At 72.6% G+C, this 17585-nt stretch carries 16 protein-coding genes; 11 read left to right on the forward strand and 5 right to left on the reverse strand.

Annotated elements, in window-relative coordinates:
• Positions 1-584: 584 nt before the first annotated feature.
• A complete protein-coding gene (locus OHT01_RS01345) occupies positions 585-1664 on the reverse strand; it encodes a hypothetical protein (RefSeq protein ID WP_328551225.1) in 1080 nt (359 codons plus the stop codon).
• Between OHT01_RS01345 and OHT01_RS01350 the strand changes: the two genes are divergently transcribed.
• The 4 genes from OHT01_RS01350 to OHT01_RS01365 all read left to right on the forward strand — a co-directional run bounded on the left by OHT01_RS01350 (position 1651) and on the right by OHT01_RS01365 (position 7216).
• Positions 1651-1995, forward strand: a complete 345-nt coding sequence (locus OHT01_RS01350; protein ID WP_328551226.1) for a hypothetical protein — start codon at positions 1651-1653, stop codon at positions 1993-1995. The two genes, OHT01_RS01345 and OHT01_RS01350, sit on opposite strands and share 14 nt — an antisense overlap.
• Before the next feature lie 112 nt (positions 1996-2107).
• Positions 2108-3868, forward strand: a complete 1761-nt coding sequence (locus tag OHT01_RS01355; protein WP_328551227.1) for an FHA domain-containing protein — start codon at positions 2108-2110, stop codon at positions 3866-3868.
• A complete protein-coding gene (locus OHT01_RS01360; protein WP_328551228.1) occupies positions 3865-5427 on the forward strand; it encodes a protein kinase domain-containing protein in 1563 nt (520 codons plus the stop codon). The genes OHT01_RS01355 and OHT01_RS01360 overlap by 4 nt, the downstream gene beginning before the upstream one ends.
• A 34-nt stretch (positions 5428-5461) precedes the next feature.
• Positions 5462-7216 carry a hypothetical protein gene (locus tag OHT01_RS01365; protein ID WP_328551229.1) on the forward strand — a complete coding sequence of 585 codons (1755 nt, stop codon included), beginning with the start codon at positions 5462-5464 and terminating at the stop codon, positions 7214-7216.
• Between the two features lie 253 nt (positions 7217-7469).
• On the opposite strand, the gene OHT01_RS01370 is transcribed toward OHT01_RS01365, so the two are convergent.
• On the reverse strand, positions 7470-8129 hold the full coding sequence (locus OHT01_RS01370) for a response regulator transcription factor (RefSeq protein WP_328551230.1): 660 nt from the start codon (positions 8127-8129) through the stop codon (positions 7470-7472).
• A gap of 1 nt (position 8130) precedes the next feature.
• Positions 8131-9405 carry a sensor histidine kinase gene (locus OHT01_RS01375; protein WP_328551231.1) on the reverse strand — a complete coding sequence of 425 codons (1275 nt, stop codon included), beginning with the start codon at positions 9403-9405 and terminating at the stop codon, positions 8131-8133.
• 222 nt (positions 9406-9627) lie between these two features.
• Between OHT01_RS01375 and OHT01_RS01380 the strand changes: the two genes are divergently transcribed.
• The 4 genes from OHT01_RS01380 (at position 9628) to OHT01_RS01395 (ending at position 14474) form a co-directional block, all read left to right on the forward strand.
• Positions 9628-9873 carry a hypothetical protein gene (locus OHT01_RS01380; protein ID WP_328551232.1) on the forward strand — a complete coding sequence of 82 codons (246 nt, stop codon included), beginning with the start codon at positions 9628-9630 and terminating at the stop codon, positions 9871-9873.
• On the forward strand, positions 9870-10643 hold the full coding sequence (locus tag OHT01_RS01385) for an ABC transporter ATP-binding protein (protein WP_328551233.1): 774 nt from the start codon (positions 9870-9872) through the stop codon (positions 10641-10643). Before OHT01_RS01380 ends, OHT01_RS01385 begins: the two co-directional genes overlap by 4 nt.
• Before the next feature lie 3 nt (positions 10644-10646).
• Entirely contained in the window at positions 10647-13205 is a 2559-nt protein-coding gene (locus OHT01_RS01390) for an ABC transporter permease (protein WP_328551234.1), read from the forward strand.
• A gap of 321 nt (positions 13206-13526) precedes the next feature.
• Positions 13527-14474, forward strand: coding sequence for a CPBP family intramembrane glutamic endopeptidase (locus tag OHT01_RS01395; protein ID WP_328551235.1), 948 nt, complete (start codon positions 13527-13529; stop codon positions 14472-14474).
• Positions 14475-14514: 40 nt separating this feature from the next.
• Here OHT01_RS01395 and OHT01_RS01400 read toward each other — a convergent pair whose 3' ends face one another.
• On the reverse strand, positions 14515-14646 hold the full coding sequence (locus OHT01_RS01400; RefSeq protein ID WP_328551236.1) for a hypothetical protein: 132 nt from the start codon (positions 14644-14646) through the stop codon (positions 14515-14517).
• 330 nt (positions 14647-14976) lie between these two features.
• On the opposite strand from OHT01_RS01400, the gene OHT01_RS01405 reads away from it, so the two are divergent.
• A complete protein-coding gene (locus OHT01_RS01405; RefSeq protein ID WP_328551237.1) occupies positions 14977-15825 on the forward strand; it encodes a hypothetical protein in 849 nt (282 codons plus the stop codon).
• A 187-nt stretch (positions 15826-16012) separates the two neighbouring features.
• On the opposite strand, the gene OHT01_RS01410 is transcribed toward OHT01_RS01405, so the two are convergent.
• Entirely contained in the window at positions 16013-16285 is a 273-nt protein-coding gene (locus OHT01_RS01410) for a hypothetical protein (RefSeq protein ID WP_328551238.1), read from the reverse strand.
• A gap of 657 nt (positions 16286-16942) precedes the next feature.
• Here OHT01_RS01410 and OHT01_RS01415 point away from each other — a divergent pair.
• Together OHT01_RS01415 and OHT01_RS01420 are read left to right on the forward strand one after the other, a co-directional pair.
• On the forward strand, positions 16943-17335 hold the full coding sequence (locus OHT01_RS01415) for a hypothetical protein (protein WP_328551239.1): 393 nt from the start codon (positions 16943-16945) through the stop codon (positions 17333-17335).
• Positions 17336-17398: 63 nt separating this feature from the next.
• The gene (locus tag OHT01_RS01420; protein ID WP_328551240.1) at positions 17399-17578 is read left to right on the forward strand and encodes a hypothetical protein; all 180 of its coding nucleotides are present in this window, start codon (positions 17399-17401) and stop codon (positions 17576-17578) included.
• The last annotated feature ends 7 nt before the right edge of the window (positions 17579-17585 follow it).

Below are 17585 nucleotides of genomic sequence, written 5' to 3' on the forward strand. Positions count from 1 at the left end.
GCTCGACCGGCCCGGACCGTCCGCTGCTGCTGCCAAGCGCCTCATCAACGAGACCTCGCGGGCCAGACACAGGGAAGGGTGAACCGTTCCCTAGGTTGGCATCCAAGCTACCGGACAAATCCCTCGCGGAGGGCGTCGGTGCAGGAGCAGACGCAGGTTCGATGTCCTGGCCAGCGCCGCTCCATGCCTAGAGGCAGTTCGCAGCGGCGACGCGAGCTGCATCTGGGTGCCGTGGCCTCGTGGGCCCAGATGCCGGAACCGTCACCGCTGTCGGCACAGTAACTGACTGTCCTCCATCCGGCAGTGTGATCGTCGGGGTTCGAGAACAGGGCTCTGGTTCAGGTGAGTTCAGCGTGGAGACATGAAGCAGGGCGGCTCAGGCGGCTTCGCAGGTGGCCGTATTCGATCGGTGCTCGGGCCGAAGTGACCGCCGCCTTCCAGAGACATGTTCGGCGGGGTGCACTGCCCCCAGCCTTGCGCAGGCCATGCCACGCCCCATATAACCGTCCGTGCAGGCATCGGTGGGGATGGCCGGAAATGGCGGGTGCCGTCGGCCAGGGGGATCCTCAACTCCGCCGGGATCATCAGCAGCGTACGCACACCCACGGAGACCCGAGGACATGACCGACAACGCCTTTCGCGATGCCATGACCCGCCTTGCCGTCGACCCGGCCTTCAGGGCCGAACTCGACGGTGACACCGAGGAGGTGGCCCGAAGACTGGGCCTGGCACCCGCGCAGGTCGGCGAACTCCGCGCCCTGCGCGTCGAGTCCGGCGCCGCCGGTGGACCGGCATCGCTCGACCCGCGCCTGTCCAAGTCGTCCCTGTTCTTCGGGAGCGCGGCACACGCGTTGGCACACCACGACGTTCCGGATGTCCCCACCGACCATGTGTCGGGGGATTCGGCCTCCGTCGACCACACGCCCGACCTGTCCTTTTCCGTCGCCGGCCACGAGGGCTCCGGCGGCTTCGACGTCTCTGCCACCGGCGCCCAGAGCCTGCTCGGCGGGGGGCTCGGCCAGGAGTCGCCGGTCGATGTGGGCGACGGGTTCGGTGAGTTCGGTGAGTTCGGTGACCACGGAGGGTTCGAGAACGAGGCCGGGACAGGCCTCGGCGGGCTCGGGGGGCATGTCGACGGGGGTTCCGACGGCGGCATGGGTGACTTCGGCGGATTCGGTACTGGCGGTGCCGGTGGCGGCTTCGGTGACGGCGGGTTCGGGGGCGGCTTCGGCGGCGGCGGCGGTACCGACGGCGGCCTCGGTGACGGCGGCTTCGGCGGCGGCGGTACCGACGGTGGCCTCGGTGACGGCGGGTTCGGGGGCGGCTTTGGTGACGGCGGTACCGGCGGCGGCTTTGGTCACGGCTTCGGGGGCGGCGGCACCGACGGCGGATTCAGTGACGGCGGGGGTCACGGGGGTGGTTTCGGTGGTGAGGGCGGCAGCGACGCCGGCCACTTCGGGCACGGCGGCATCTACGACCGCGGTGACGGCGGTGACGGCGGCGGAGACAGCGGCGAGGGTGGCGGAGACAGCGGCGGCAGTGGTGGTGGCGACCAGGAGAACACCGGACGTCGGCCAGGCGGCGGCGAGAGCGGCGGAAGTGGCGGCGGCGGGAGCGGCGGCGGCGAAGGCGGCGGCGGAACCGGTGACGGTGGCTCCGGTCACGGGGGTTCCGGTGGTGGCGACGGCGGCGGGGATTCTGGCGGTGGCGGGGATTCCGGCGGGGGCGGCGAAGGCGGCAGCGGAGGTGGCGGGGGCGACCAGGAGAACACCGGGCGGCGGCCCGGTGGCGGCGGTGGAGAACCCGGTGGCGGTGACGGCAGTGGTGGCGGTGGTGGCGGTGGCGGTGGCGGTGGCGGTGGCGACCAGGAGAACACCGGGCGCCGGCCCGGTGGCGGCGGGGAACCCGGCGGGGGCGACGGCGGAGGCGGCGAAGGCGGCGGCGGGGGCCGCGCGGGCAGCCTCGGTGGTGCCGAGCGCGTACGCGGCGGTGTGAGCACCCCCGGCCTCGACGGCATCTCCACCCGCCTCTCGCCCTCCGCGCCCGACACCGACGGCGGCTTCTCCGGCGGAACGTCGCTCAGCGGCTCCGCGGGCTGAGCCGGCGCATGCTCTGCCACGCCTGCCGCGTCCACGTGCGGCGCGACTTCCCGTACTGCCTGCACTGCGGCACCCTGCGCCGCGGCACGGCACCGACGTCGTACGCCGCGCCGCACCTGCGCGGCCTCGACGACCCAGCCCTGCTCGTCCCGCTCACCGGCCCGGTCACCACGCTGGGCCGGGGCGCGGACAGCGATGTCGTCCTGGCCGACGCCAGCGTGTCGCGCCGCCACGCCCGGATCGTCCGGACCGAGTCGGGCTTCCGTATCGAGGACCTGGACTCGTTCAACGGCACGGCCGTCGCGGGCGTCGACCTGCACGGCGGTGCCGCCCACCTCGCCGACGGCACCGAGCTGTCCGTCGGCGACGTACGCCTGGTGTTCGAACAGCCCCGCGAGGCCCACATCGGCCAGCGCACCCAGGTCGTCGGCACCGAGTTCACCCAACTCCCCACCGTCACGCAGGAGGAGGCGGCACCGGAGGCGAACGGCCCGCTCACCGCGCGCCCGCGCCGCCGCTCCGGCTGGGCGCTCAAGGAGTTGCCCAGCGACCGCGGCGAGGCCCGCTGGGTGCTGAACAACACCCGCTCCGGCAGGTACTTGGAGCTGGACGAGCGCGAGGTCTTCCTCTGGAACGCCGTCGACGGCGAGAACACCGTACGGGACCTGCTGTTCGCGTACGCCGACCGCTACGGCGAACTCGCCCTCCCGCGCATCGAGGCGGCGCTCGCCGCGTTCACGGACGCGGGACTGCTGCGCGGCCTGCCCGGCCGTCCCGAGGAGGCGGAGCGGACGGGCTGGCGGCGCGCGGGGCACGCCGTGTACCGGGCGCTGCTGAAGCTGGAGATCTCCGTCCCCGGCCTCGACCGGGCCGTCACCCGCCTCTACCAGACGGTCGGCTGGCGGCTGTTCACCCGGACCGGCGTGACGCTGGTCTGGCTGTCGGTGGCCGGCGGGCTGGTCGCCTTCTTCGACGCGCAGGACCGGCAGCATCTGCTGGACTTCGGCGGGGCGGGTGTGTGGGGCCCGGTGCTTCTGGCCGCCGGCTACGTGTCCGCCCTGGTCGTCCACGAGTTGACGCACGCGCTGGCCGTGGCGTCGTACGGCCGCAAGGTCCGGCGCGGTGGGTTCCTGCTCATGATGGGTATGCCGTTCGCGTTCGTGGACACCAGCGACATGTGGTTCGGCACCCGCTGGTCGCGCGTGGTCGTCGCGCTGTCCGGGCCGCTGTCGACGGCGGCGCTGGCGGGCTGGTGTGCGGCCGGTGCGGCCTTCCTGCCCGCAGGAGCGGCCTCGGCTGTTCTCTTCCACCTGGCGTTCGGGCTTTACCTGAACACGCTGTACAACTTCAACCCCCTGATGCCGCTGGACGGTTACCAGGCCCTGACCGACGCGCTGCGGGTGCCGCGGCTGCGTGAGGAGGCGAGCGCGTACTTCCGCACGGGCCTGTGGCAGGACCTGCGCGCGGGCAGCCGGCCCGGCCCGCGGCAGGCGGGCATGGCCGCGTACGGGCTCGCGGTCGTCGTCGGCACGTACGGCTTCCTCGTCCTGGCCCTGCTGGCCTGGCGCTCCCGTATCGGCGACCTGCTGGAGGGGTGGCTGTCCCCGGCGTGGACCTCGATCGTCGAGGTCGTCGTGGTCGCCATGGTGGCCTTCCCGGTGTGGTCCGCGCCGGTGCGATGGCTGGCCCGCCGCGTGCGGCGCCGACGTGACGCCCGGGGTACGGCACCGGCTCCGGCGATGAGCGTGACCGTGGAGGGAACGGCGTGAGCGAGGACACCAGCCGACACGGCCCATGGGCCGTGTCCGGTTACGAAGAGGTGCGCACGCTCGGCGAGGGAGCCGGCGGGCGGGTCGTCCTGGCCCGGCACACCGCGACCGGGGTGCCGGTGGCGGTCAAGTACCTCGGTGAACGCCTGCGCGGCGACCGGGAGTTCCTCGCCTCCTTCCGCGCGGAGGCCCGACTCCTGGGCGAGCTGCGGCACCCGTGCGTGGTGCGGCTGTACGAGTACGTCGAGGCGCGCGGCGGTGCCGCGATCGTGATGGAGGCGGTGGACGGCGTCAGCCTGCGCCAACTGCTGCGCCGGCACGGGGCGACCGGCCCCGAGGCCGCCCTGGCCCTGCTCAAGGGTTCGCTGCTGGGCCTCGGCGCCGCCCACGCGGCCGGGGTGGTCCACCGCGACTACAAACCGGAGAACGTGCTGGTCCGCGCCGACGGGACGAGTACGCTCGCCGACTTCGGGATCGCCGTACGCACGGGACGTGAGACCGAGGCCGTCGGCACGCCCGCCTACATGGCGCCCGAGCAGTGGCAGGGCGAACCGGCGGGACCGGCCGGCGATGTGTACGCCGCGGCGGCGGTGTTCCACGAGTGCCTGACCGGGCGCCGCCCGTTCACCGGCGACGACGTGGCCGCGCTGCGTCTGCAGCACCTGCGGGCGCCCGTCCCGCTGGAGGGCGTACCCGCTCCCGTACGCGGTCTGCTGCGCCGGGGGCTGTCCAAGGAACCGGTCCAACGGCCGGGCATCGAGGTCTTCCTGGCCGATCTGGAGCGGTCCGCCGTCGAGGGGTACGGCGCCGGCTGGGAGGAGCGCGGACGACGTCGGCTCGCCGAACTCACCGCGCTGCTCGCCCTGTTGTTTCCGTTCACCGCGACGGCGACCCTCGAAGCTCCGGCCCGGGCCCTGACGCTGCTCGGCCGGGTGAAGCGGAGCGGATGGAAGGCCGCCGTCGGGGCGGCCGCGCTGGCGTCCTTGGCGGGCGGGGTGACGTCCGTGGCGGCCCGTCCGCACGACACGTCGACGACGGTGGGCAGTTCGGTGCCCTCGGACATCAACTCGCCTACTCTGACGGCCTCTTCACCGTCCGTGTCCGCGACCGGCGCCTCCCCCACGGCCGACACCACCCCGACCACCGCCCCGTCGGGCAGCCCGGCGCTCTCCCCCGCCCCCACGGTGAGCGCCGCCCCGTCGGCAAAGTCGCCCACGCCGACGACCGCGAGCCCGGCCGCTCCCGCACCCGGCACGGTCACGATCAGCATCGGCTCCTGGCAGCGGGGGCAGACCCCCGGCACGCTGGTCGCCGCCGTCACCGTCGACACGATGGGCACCGGGCCCGTGACCGTCACGGCCGACTACTACGTGGACACGCCCGCCGATCCCTACGGCCATCGGACCCAGGAGCTGTCCGGCAGCACGCACTACCCCGTGACCTTCGTGGCCGACTTCGCCAACCACCCGTGCCGGGGCACCTGGACGGTCACGCTCACCAGCACTCCGGCGGCCGCGAACGGACCGCAGACGGCCACCCTGGACGCGCCGCCGTGCTGAGCGCCGTACCGGGCGAGAACGAGAACGGATCGAGATGACGACAGCCACCACCGTCGCCGGGCGGACCCTGTCGGGCTGGTCGCGCGACGCCCGCCACGGCACCTGGCACGCGCTGCTCCCGGCCGAGTCCGGTGGGCCGGTGCTCGGCGCTCTGCGTATCGACCGTGCCCTGCTCGCGCCGCAGGGCACGCGCGAGCGGCTCGCGGCGGCCGTACTCGCTGTGGGCAGGCTCCGGTTGCCCGGGGTGCTCGGCACGCTCGACCTCGTCGCGGAGACCGGGGAGGTGTGGCTGATCACCGCCCGGCCACCGGCTCCCACCCTTGCGGACCTGCTGACCGGCGGGGCGGGCCCCGACGCGGGCAGCGCGGCCAGTGTCCTGAACGAGACCGCGCAGACTCTGCTCGCCCTGCATGCGGCCGGTCTCGTCCACGGGACGCTGGACGCGGACACCGTCGTCCTTGCCCCGGACGGCGTCGCCCTGCTCGCCGAGGCCGCGCTGGGCACCGTGCTGGGCGACACGCTGGGCGGCGTGGCGGATTCCGCGCGCCGTGCGGCGGACGTCGCGGCCTGGGCAGATCTGGCCCGCACCCTAGGCGAGGCGTGGGTCGCTCCCGGCACCCCCGCCGCCGCTGTGTTCGCGCGCTGTCGCGCCGCCGCCGGTTCCGAGGGGCTTGCGGCGGCCCGGGCGGCACTGGTCGCCGGGCGCGCGGTGCTCCCGGAGGGTTTTCTGCGGCGTACGGAACTGCGTGCGGCGGTGGCCGCGGCGGCTTCGGGGGGCACCGCGGCAGCGACGGCGGCGGATGGGACGGGGGCGGGCGTCCAGCGCGTACGTCCCTGGAAGGGGAGAAGCGAAGCCCCCGGTTCCGACGTCGCCGGTTTCGACGTCGCCGGTCCCCGAGCCGCCGGTTCCGACGTTGTCGGCCTTGAAGCCGCGGGGTCCGAGGGGACGGGGTCCAAGAGCGCAAAGCCCGAAGGCGCGGATGCCCGGGACGCAGGTGCCGGAGGCGCGAGTGCCGAAGACATGGGCCCCGGGGCCCGGAGCGTCGTTCCGGCAGAGGACAGGTCCAGGCACACCGTGCAGGACGAGCAGCTCACTCTGCCCGGCCGCACCCGCTCGACGCCGCATCAGCCCCGCTCCACCGCCGACTCCGACGACCAGGCCACCCTCCTCGGCAAACGCAACCGCACCCCCGCCGGACCCCCGACAGCGGCACCCGCCGGGCCCCTGGCAGCAGCACCCGCCGAGGCAACGACGCCACCCCCGACCGGCGAAGGCCAAGACGACGGCGAGATCCTCCTGCGCTTCGGCCCCGGCATCCCCCTGGAGGACCAGGACGTCCTGCGCGCCCAGTGGCGTACCGCGCCCGTACCGCCCGACCGTCGCCCCCGCCGTCGCAGACGGCGGGCCTGGATCGCCACGACGGCCTTCCTGACCGCCGCGGCCGTCCTCCTGTGGCTGCTGCTGCGCCCCTCCCCCGCCCCGACGGTCACAGCCGTCGAAGTCCGGGCGCCCGTCGGGCGGTTGCACTGCGGACAGACCGCCGATCTGGTCGGCGTCGTGACCACCGACGGCCGCGGCGGCCCGGTGACCTACCACTGGCTGCGCAGCGACGGTCACGACTCCGGCGAGTTGGTCCGCACGGCCCGCCGGGGCGAGCGCAGAGTCACCATGCACCTGCGCTGGACGGTCCGCGGTCCCGGCAGCTTCCGTGGAACGGCCCGTCTGCGGATCGTGCACCAGCCCGGGCCGACCGAGGCGCAGGCGACGTTCAGCTACGCCTGCTCCTGACGGACTGGAAGCCTCTCCCCCGCCCCGAGGCGCCCGTGGCCCGGCCGGGGTCAGGGCTCGGGTCAGGGCTCGGGTCAGGGCTCGGGTCAGGGCTCCTTCGCCTCCGTCGGCGGGACATGGCTCCGGGAGGTCGGACCGGTGGGGCTGTCCAGGCGTACCGGGACTCCGCGCGAGTGCACGACACGACGACTGGGACTGGGTCGAGCCCCTCGGGGCGGCTGGTCGGGCCGGTCCGTGGTGGAGCCCGATGTGCTCAGGCCGGACGCCGTGGATCCTCCAGATACCGCAGGACCGCGGCGACCCGCCGGTCCACCCGGTCCGTCGGCGACAGGTCGAGTTTGGCGAAGATGCTGCGGATGTGTTTGTGGACGGCGCCCTCGGTGACGACGAGCCGTTCGGCGACGGCGGTGTTGCCGAGCCCCTCGGCCATCAGGGCGAGTACGTCCCGCTCGCGGGGACTGAGCCGGTCGAGGCGGGTGTCCTGGTGGGAGCGGGTGAAGAGCTGCGCGATGACCTCGGGGTCGATCGCGGTACCGCCGTCCGTCACGCGCCGCAACGCGTCCAGGAACTCCTCCACCCGGCCGACCCGTTCCTTGAGCAGGTAGCCGAGACCGCTCACACCACTGGTGAGCAGCTCGGTGGCGAAGGACTGCTCGACGTACGCGGACAGCACGAGGACCGCCAGGTCGGGCCGTCGGCGCCGGGCCTCGACCGCCGCGACGATCCCCTCGTCGGTGTGGGTCGGCGGCATCCGTACGTCGAGGATGGCGACGTCCGGCTTGTGTTCGTCGATGGCGGCCAGCGCCTCGTCGGGGGTCCCCGCGGTGGCCACCACGTCGAGGCCCTCGGCGCGCAACAGCAGAGCGAGGCCCTCGCGCAGCAAGGGGTCGTCCTCGGCGATCACGATCCGCATGTCACGATCCACAGGGAAGGTCCACCTTCAGGGTTGTCGGGCCGCCGGGCGGGCTGGCCAGGGAGAGGGCGCCGTCGTGCGCCGCGATCCGGCGGCGGATGCCGGTGAGTCCGGAGCCGCCGTCCTCGTCCGCGCCGCCCCGGCCGTCGTCCTCGACGCACAGGTGGAGGCGCCCGCCGCGGCTGCGCGCGATGACGGTGGCGCTCGCGGCGCCGCTGTGTTTGGCGATGTTGGTCAGGGCCTCGGCCACGATGAAGTAGGCGGTCGCCTCGACGGAGGCGGCACACCGTTCGGGTACCGCCACGTCGATCCGGCAGGGCACCGCGCAGTTCGCGGCGAGCCCCGAGAGCGCGCCGGCCAGCCCGCGGTCGTCCAGCACCGGGGGCAGGATGCTCCGGGAGACCGTGCGCAGCTCCGCGAGTGCCTGCTCGGCGGCGGACTGGGCGCGTTCGAGGAGTTCGTCGGCGCCCGCGGGGTCGCGGGCGACCATGCGGCGGGCGGCGCCGAGCAGGACGGTGACGGAGACGATCCGGTTCTGGGTGCCGTCGTGCAGGGAGCGCTCGATGCGGCGCAGCTCGGTGGCGTGGGCGTCCAGGGCGGCGGCACGGGTGGCGGTGAGTTCGGCGACACGGCGCGAGAGATCCGTTTCCGGTCCGGCCGCGAGGAGCAGGCGTCCGGGCCGGGCCTGGGAACGGGCCATGCCGGGGCCGAGCCCCAGGATGATGGCGATCCAGCCCACGCCCAGCATGACCACGGCGAGCGCCTGTGGCCAGGAGTGTGCGTGGCCGAGCCCCACGGACGTGGCGGTCGCGTCCTTGGGAAAGAGCTTCCAGTACAGCGGAAAGAGACTGTCGCGCGCGGCGATGACCGGCAGGACGACACCGAGGAGCCCCAGGAGGAACCCCAGGGTGGCGTGCCGGGCCAGCCAGCGCAGTTCGCGTCGGGTGGTGGGGTCGACGAGGGCGAGCCGCAGCCGTGTCGGCGGAGGTTCCGGGGTGATGACCTCGATGCCCCGGCGGCGGAGCCGGCCGCGTTCCCGGCCGGCCAGGGCGTGCAGCGCGCTCAGGACCGCGGGGGCCATGAGCAGTCCCACCCCGACCAGGCTCGTCACGGCGGTGACCGCCAGCCAGAGCAGCACGAGCAGCGCGAGGAAGGCCGTACCGAGCCCGGAGGCGAGTTGTGCGATCGCGGCGCCGGCCGCTCTCGTGGTCCCTACGACGGTGTCCCTGAGGCCCACCCGCCCGTCACCGGCTGTCGCGTCCTGCTGGACCGCCATCCGTTCTCCCTCCCTTCCGCCGTGTCTCTCGACCGTGCACCCGCTTCGCGAACGACCCTATGACGTCCACGAGTTCGCCGTCAGCGGCGGGGTGGAGGTACAGCCTGCTGTACCTCGAACCGGGCGGGCTGCGGGATCGGCCGGGAGGGGTGTCGATCCGTAGCTTCGGTGATGTCAGCCGGAACCCCCGGACCCATCGCTCAGCACCACGGGAGAAGCCCCATGGCGACCACCGACCCCTACCGCCTCACCACTCCCGCCGACGGCACGCGCGGAGCGTCGCCGCCCGCCGTCACCGGCGGGGAGGTGGTCCGTACGCTGCTCTGGATCCTGGTCGTGGCCGGCGTGGTCGCCAACACGGTGGCCACCTACGCCGAGGCGGACATCCGGGTGCACCTGGCCTGTGGTGCGGTCACCGTCCTTGGCGCGGGCACCCTCGCCGTGCGCCACCTGCGGGGTCGTCGATGAACGCCGCCTTCGCCCGGACCCGTCGCCCGGCGGCGACCGCACACGACGCGTCGACGCCGGTCATCGCCCTGGACCGGGTCGTCAAGGAGTACGCGGGAGGCGTACGCGCCCTCGACGAGGTGTCGCTGACCGTGGCACGCGGCACGTTCCTCGCGGTGATGGGCCCCTCGGGCTCCGGCAAGAGCACGCTGATGCACTGCGCCGCGGGGCTGGACTCCCCGACGTCGGGCAGTGTCCGCATCGACGGCCACGAGATCGGGGGCCTGAACGAGAACCGCCGTACCGAACTGCGCCGGGAACGCGTCGGTTTCGTGTTCCAGGCGTACAACCTGATCCCCTCCCTCAGCATCGCGGACAACATCCTGCTGCCGCTGCGGCTGGCGGGCCGTACGCCTGACCACGACTGGCTGCGGGCTCTGGTGGAGCGGGTCGGTCTTGCCGACCGGCTCACCCACCGCCCGGCCGAACTCTCCGGTGGCCAGCAGCAACGGGCCGCCGTCGTACGGGCGTTGGTGGCCAGGCCGGCCGTCGTGTTCGCCGACGAGCCGACCGGCGCGCTGGACCTGCGCAGCGCCCACGAGGTCCTCGACCTGCTGCGCGACCTCGTCGACGACCTGCACCAGACGGTGGTGATGGTCACCCATGATCCGGCCGCCGCGGCCCGGGCACACCAGGTGCTGGTGATGGCCGACGGCCGGGTGGTCGAGGCCCTCGAAGCGCCGACCGCCCCTGAACTGGCCCGCCGTCTCGTCGCGTTGGCGGGGGGCTGAGTCATGTTCCGTCTCGCCCTGCGGATGGTCGGACACCGGATCACCGCGCTGATCGCCGTGGCCTGCGCGGTTCTCGGCGGCGCGGCCCTGATCACCGGTACCGGCGTACTGGCCGAGTCCGGTCTGCGTTCCCATCTGCCCGTCGGCCGTCTCGGCGGCGCGGGCGTCGTCGTCGCGGCCGACCAGGAGTTCCACCCGAGCGGCGACCTGCCGATCGCGCTCCCGGAACGTCGTACGGTCCCGGCTGAACTGGTGCGGAAACTGGCCGAGTTGCCGGGTGTCACCGATGCGGTCGGCGACATCGGCTTCCCCGCCGCCCTCGTCGACGCCCATGGACGGGTCGTACCGGCCGGGGATCCCCGGGCATCGGGGCACGGCTGGTCCTCGGTGAGGCTGCTGGACGGTGCTCAGGTCCACGGCAGCGGGCCGTCCGGTTCCGGCGAGATCGCCGTGGACAGCGCCACCGCCGCCGCGGCGGGAGTGAAGGTGGGCGACTCGATCGAGGCCGTCGCGGGCGCCCGGCCCGCCGCCCGTTATAGCGTCTCGGCGGTCGTCGACGCGCCGGGCGCCGGCGTCTTCTTCGCCGACAGGACGGCCGTACGACTGTCCGGGAGAGATGGGCGGAACGGCGACTCGCGCGCCGGGACCGTCGACCTCATCGGTCTGCGCACCGCACCCGGTTCCGAGGAGCGGGTCGCCGACGAAGTCCGTACGAAGCTGAAGGGCACGGGGTTCACGGGGCTGGAGGCGGTCACCGGTGCGAGTCGCGGGGACCTCGTGTCGCCCGGCGCGGGCGCGAGCCGCTCCCTCCTGGTCCTCCTCGCCGGTTCGCTCGCCGGCATCATCCTGCTGATCACCGGGTTCGTCATGGCGAGCGCGCTGGCCGTGTCGATCGCCGGGCAGCGTCGCGACCTGGCGCTGATGCGGGCCGTCGGCGCGACTCCGAAGCAGATCCGGCGACTTGCCGCCGCCCAGTCCACCGTCGTCGCGGCCATGGCCCTCGTCCCCGGTGTGGCGCTCGGCTACCTGCTGGCCGGGCAGTTCCGCGGGCTGCTGGCGGACCGCGGGGTCGTTCCCTCCGAACTCCCGCTGACCCTCAGCCCGTTGCCCGCCCTCGCGACGATCGTCCTCATGGCCCTGGTCGTACAGGTCTCGGCACGGGGCTCGGCCTGGCGCACCTCCCGCATGCCGGCCACCGAGGCCGTCGCCGAGTCGCGCAGCGAGCCGCGCGATCCGTCGCGGACCCGGACGCGCATCGGCCTCCTCGTCATCGTCGCCGCGACCACCATGTCGGCCACACCCCTCTTCTCCCGTACCGCCATCGGCGCGACAGCCACCTCCATCGCGGGCATTCTCGGCGCGATCGGCCTGGCCCTGGCCGGCCCGGCTCTCGTCCGGGGCATCGGGAACGCGGCGGCCCGGCGCACCCGCTCCGGCGTCTCCGCGCCGACCTGGCTGGCGATGGCCAACGTCCGCGCGTACGCCCTGCGCAACGCGGGAATCGTCAGCTCCTTGGCCATGGCGGTCGTGTTCGTCCTGACGTACACCCTCACCCAGACCACCGTGCTGGCCGCCACGGCGGACGAGACCCGCGTCGGCACCCTCGCCCAGCAGCGCCTCGGCGCGCCGGGCCTGGGCGGACTGCCCGACGGCACGCTCTCCGCCGTACGGGACACGACCGGCGTACGGGCGGCGGCCCCGGTGAGCACGACCACGGTGGTGTGGCCGTACAAGATGTTCGGCGACACGGAGACCGATTCCGGCTCCGCGACGATCCTCACCCCGGACGCGTCGGACGTCCTCGACCTCGATGTACGGGCGGGGAGCCTGGACCGTCTCACCGGCGCCACGATCGCCGTGAGCAGCGATGTCGCCCGCTCGCGCGCCGCGGAAGTGGGCCATCGGGTGAGCCTCGTCCTCGGGGACGGCGCGCGGGTCGACGCCGAGGTCGTCGCGGTCTACGGCCGTGCTCTCGGCTTCGGCACCGTGGTGCTCTCCCACGACCTGGCGGCCGGACACACCACGACGGGGCTCGACCAGAGCATCCTCGTCCGCACGGACGGCACCGCGACCGCCCGCCAGGCACTGACAGCCCTCGCCGCGTCCCACCCGGGTCTGGCACTGGAGGACACGAATCCCCCGTCCGGCGACGGTCTGAGGGACGCCCCGCCCGAGGTGTGGATCAACCTGGCCGTCATCGTGGTCCTGCTCGTCTACCTCCTGCTGAGCATCGCCAACAAACTCGTCGCCGCCACCGCCCAGCGCCGGGTCGAACTGGGGGCGCTCCGCCTCATCGGCACCACACCTCGTCAGATCCGCGCGATGATGCGGCGCGAGGCAGCGGTGACCGCCGCCACCGCGCTCACCACGGCCCTGCTGCTGTCCGCCGTGCCCCTCGCCCTCCTGGGCCAGGGCTTCCTCGGCCGCCCCTGGCCCGCGGGCCCCGCCTGGCTGCTGCCCGCCCTCGCGCTCACCGTCACCGTCACGGCATTCCTCACCATCGAACTCCCCACCCGCCAGGCGCTGCGCACGCCACCCGCCGACGCCGTCCGCGCCCAGTGACCCGGCTCGCGTCCACGACGAGGCGGGACCGCTCGTCCGGCGATACGTCCGGCCCTGTCGGGGGTGCCCCTGCGGCCTGACGCCACCGCGCTCAGGCGAGTACGGCGGGCCGCCCGCCCCCGGCGATGACCCATCAGGACGCCGCCCTCGGCCCGGCGGCGACCACGGCTCCGATCGACGGCGGTACAGCCTGCTGTACCGCCACTCGGGGCGCTCACGGCAATGATCCGCGGACGCGTGACTGGTGTGCTGAACACGTCACCTCAGCCGGCTTCCGACACAGCTCCGACCGCTTCCGACCGCTTCCGAAGGGACACCACGGTGAGCAGCATCCAAGACCCCGTCAGTATCGAAACGCGACCGGCCGACACGGGCCGCGAGGACGGCACCGGCCTGCGGGGCAGCATCCGCCGCCGCCCCCTGACCTGGTTCTTCTCGCTGGCATACCTGCTGAGTTGGACCGCATGGACGCCGTACGTCCTGTCCGAGAACGGCCTGGGCGTCTGGCACTTCACCTTTCCCGGAGGCGGCCCCGGCAGCCAGCTCTTCGGCGTCCTGCCCGGCGCCTACCTCGGCCCGATCCTGTCGGCACTCCTGGTGACCGGCGCGACCGAAGGACGCCGCGGACTACGGGCCTGGCGCGGCCGGATGACCAAGTTCAAGGTCGGCTGGCGCTGGTACGTCGTGGTTCTCTTCTCGGTGCCCGCCGCGCTGACCCTCACCTCGGTCGCGTTGTCCGGCCGCGGTCCCGCGATGCCGCCCGTCGTCATGCTGGCCGCGTTCCTGCCCGGCCTGCTCGTGCAGATGGTCACCACCGGCCTCGCCGAGGAGCCCGGCTGGCGCGAGTTCGCCATGCCCCGCCTGCAGCGCCGCTACGGCCCGCTGTTCGGCACCCTCGTCGTCGGTCCGCTGTGGGGCGCCTGGCACCTCCCGCTGTTCCTGACCCAGTGGGGCAACTGGCCGCACGTGTCCTGGACCACGCCGCTGGAGTTCATCGTCACCGCGATCGCCTTCAGCTTCGTCATGACATGGGTGTTCAACCGCACCGGCGAGAGCCTGCCGATGGCCATGCTGCTGCACTGCGGCGTCAACAACTACATGTCCCTCGCCTGGTCCGCCATGTTCCCCACACTGTCCCGCGAAGACGCCACCCACGCCTTCCTGCTCAGCGCCACCGTCGCCGCCCTCGTCCTGTTGGTCGCCACCCGCGGCCGACTGGGCTGTCCACCGGCACACGACGCCTCCACGCTGCCGGGCCGGACGGCTTGACCGCGGCGGTCGTCCACGTCACGCGGGGGATCGGACTCGCTCACCTTGTGGACTCCACCGTGTACCAGCCGCCGGCCGGCGCGGCGATGGGCAGCAGTGCGACGGCCTCGGCAGCGACGCCTCCGTGCCCGTACCCTTCCTCGGCGGCGACGCCCACGGCGCCGGCGTCCACCGCGAACCGCGGTACCTGGTCCGGGCGGAACTGCCACCGGCCGCCGCGCTGCGGGCCGCGACCCCGGCGCGCCGCGTCTCCCTGAACGCCCGCGGAAGCATCGCCGGTTGGACAGGCGTTTCGCCCGCCCGAGCGGTCCGGAAGGTGTCGGGCCGGGCGGCAGCCGTCGGTAGGCAGTGTGGAGCCGGAATCGGCGTGTGTGCGTCAGCCGAGGGGAGCGGGCACAGAAAATCTTCACTGTTTCCGAACCGAGTTCATATGATGCACAGGTCAACAGGCTTGGCCCGAGGGGAACTTCGGCCCGCCTATCAAGGTTCTCATGGGGGATTCATGCGTCTACGCGTTGCGGCCGCCGTAGCTTCCGGTGGCGTCGTTCTGTCCGCGCTCGCTCTTCCGATAGCCGCCCAGGCGGCGGAGCGTCCGGGTGCGTCGACGAAGCTCAGCTCCTTCACCTCGAAGACCGTTCGTCCGAAGGACTCGTTGGGCAACACCAAGTTCTCGAACGCGGTCATCAACGGCGGCAAGGACATCGTCCTCGGCACCACCGGCACGAAGTCCGTCACCGTCACGTACACCGCCACCAACCAGAGCGGCGTCGCCCTCACCGAGGCCTTCCTGTGGCAGGGCACCGACAGCTCGACCACGGACGGCATCACCGGCGGCCTGGGGACGGACGACGACCCCAACTGCACGGAGTCGGCGACCCAGGGCGTCTACACCTGCAAGGCCGTCTTCAACATCCACCCCGCCACCGACATGAAGGACAACGGCGTGGCAGGGACCTGGAAGCTGTTCCTGGGCGCCTGGGACCTGTACGCGAACGCCGGCTACAACGACGACGTCGCCACCGTCTCGGTCAAGAAGTCCTCCACGCTGACCGCGAATGCCACGCCCGAGCCGGTCAAGAAGGACAAGACCATCACGGTCACGGGCAAGCTCGCCCGCGCGAACTGGTCGACCGGCAGTTTCGCCGGCTACGTGTCCCAGCCCGCGAAACTGCAGTTCCGCAAGAAGGGCAGCAGCACCTACACCACCCTCAAGACGGTCACGACCAACAGCACCGGCGTCCTGAAGACCACCACCAAGGCCACGGTCGACGGTTACTACCGCTACGTCTTCGCGGGCACCTCCACCACCGCCGCCGCGACGGCCCCCGGCGACTTCGTCGACGTCAGGTAAGCAGTCCGGTTCGCACCGCGCGTCACCGCCCCGGTGCCGGGCCGCCGTGCATGACAGCGCCCCGGCACCACGCGATTCGCGAAGCGCGGGTGCGACCTGACGAACCGGCCCCGGCGCGCCTTCGAAGGGGCGCGTCGGGGCCGGTTCGGGTTTGAATCGCAGCCGCTGTTACGGGCGGATGCCGGCGTCAGCCACGGTGTGAGTGGTGGCACTCGTGATGGGCGGGGAGCCAGACGCGGATCCACTGGCCGGGGTGCCAGCGGTGGTGCCGGTCCCGGAACGCCGGGCGCCACTGCCGTGCCCAGTGGCCTGCCACCTTCACGCAGTGGTGCGACGCCACCGACGGCCGGTGGTCCTGCGGGGCGGCCGACGCGGTACCGACCGCACCGACGACCCCGCCCGCGGCCAGGGCCACCGTCGCCGCCCCCAGGGCCGCGGCCCTCTTCAATCCGTTGATCATGTTCAGACCTTTCCGTACGAACCGGAGCTGACGCCCCGGCACTGCCCGGACCATCCGGCCGGGCACGCACTGATCCTGACCCTCGGACATGGCCAAATCGCCACAGAACACTGCCTCTTAAGAAATGCAAATCAACTTCTCATTCACCATAAATAGTCACATTTAAGTACGCGAGTGGCGCGGCTCGTCCCACATCGACAGCCCTCCGGACTTCACCTCCTCGCAGCACCTGCCGCTCCCGGTGTCGACGGACCATCAGCCCGTGAGCAGCGTCGAAGAAGAGGGCGCGTGCCACGTGCGGGGCGATGCTCCGGGAACGGAGCCGGCGCACAACTGGTCACCGTGGCCGCCCGCCAGCATGTCCCGCTGGGCCGGCCTCGTCGGCCTGGTCGCCGGCGGACTGCTGCTCTGCCCGGACCTGTCCCCGCCACTCGCCGTTGAGCCCGATCCGTGCATCCTGCACGCAGGGCTACGACGATCGCTGCGGGCGCGACCCGGCCGCAAGGGGTTTCACCGTCCCGTCGGCTCAACTGCAATGGCCAATGCGCGGGTTGGAATAGGACCGCTGCGTTTGCGGCCCTCGAAACGGGACGCGACAATGGACGGGCGATCCGATTTGTCGTACGGCCCATCGTGTGGCCGAGAGACGAGGACGCCATGACCGAGAAGGGCACCCCGGAGCTTCCATTCACCGAAGGATCGGTGTGGTCCCTCCAGCTGATTCAGGTCAAGCCGGGCGCGACGAGAAAATACCTGGATGTGTTGCGCCAGACCTGGAAGCCCGTGATGGACGAAGCGCAGCGGACGGGCCTGATAACCCGCTATCGGATTTTGATGGGGCCGCCCGCAAGCCCGGACGACTGGAGCGTACTGCTCGCAGTGGAAGTGCCGGACATGGCTTCCCTGGACGGGTTCGGGCAAAAGCTCGCCGTGATCGAGGCCGAGCTGAGCGACGGTGAGCACCGTACCGGCGGTGAGCAAGGTACAGGCAGTGGCGGCCTCCGCGACGTTCTTGGAGCGAAGCTCGTGCGGGAGGTCACCCTCGCCTAGAAGCCCAGCCGATCGCCTTTCAGCGTGCAACGCTTCGGGGCCCGAGCGGGAGGACACAACGTCATGGAGCCAAGGAAAGAGACGCAGCAGAGCAAAGAGACCAGGCGGACACTCGACCTGAAGCGCGAGGTTCTGCGTGATCTCGACGATCCGCTGCTCAGCAGTCAAGGCTGGACCCTCTGGTGCTGCGACGACGCCCCTCTGCGCGCGCAGCGCTCGCCGAACGGGGCGCCGCCGGAGTAGCAGGGTG

The sequence above is a fragment of the Streptomyces sp. NBC_00358 genome, from assembly GCF_036099295.1.
Classification (GTDB): Bacteria; Actinomycetota; Actinomycetes; order Streptomycetales; family Streptomycetaceae; genus Streptomyces.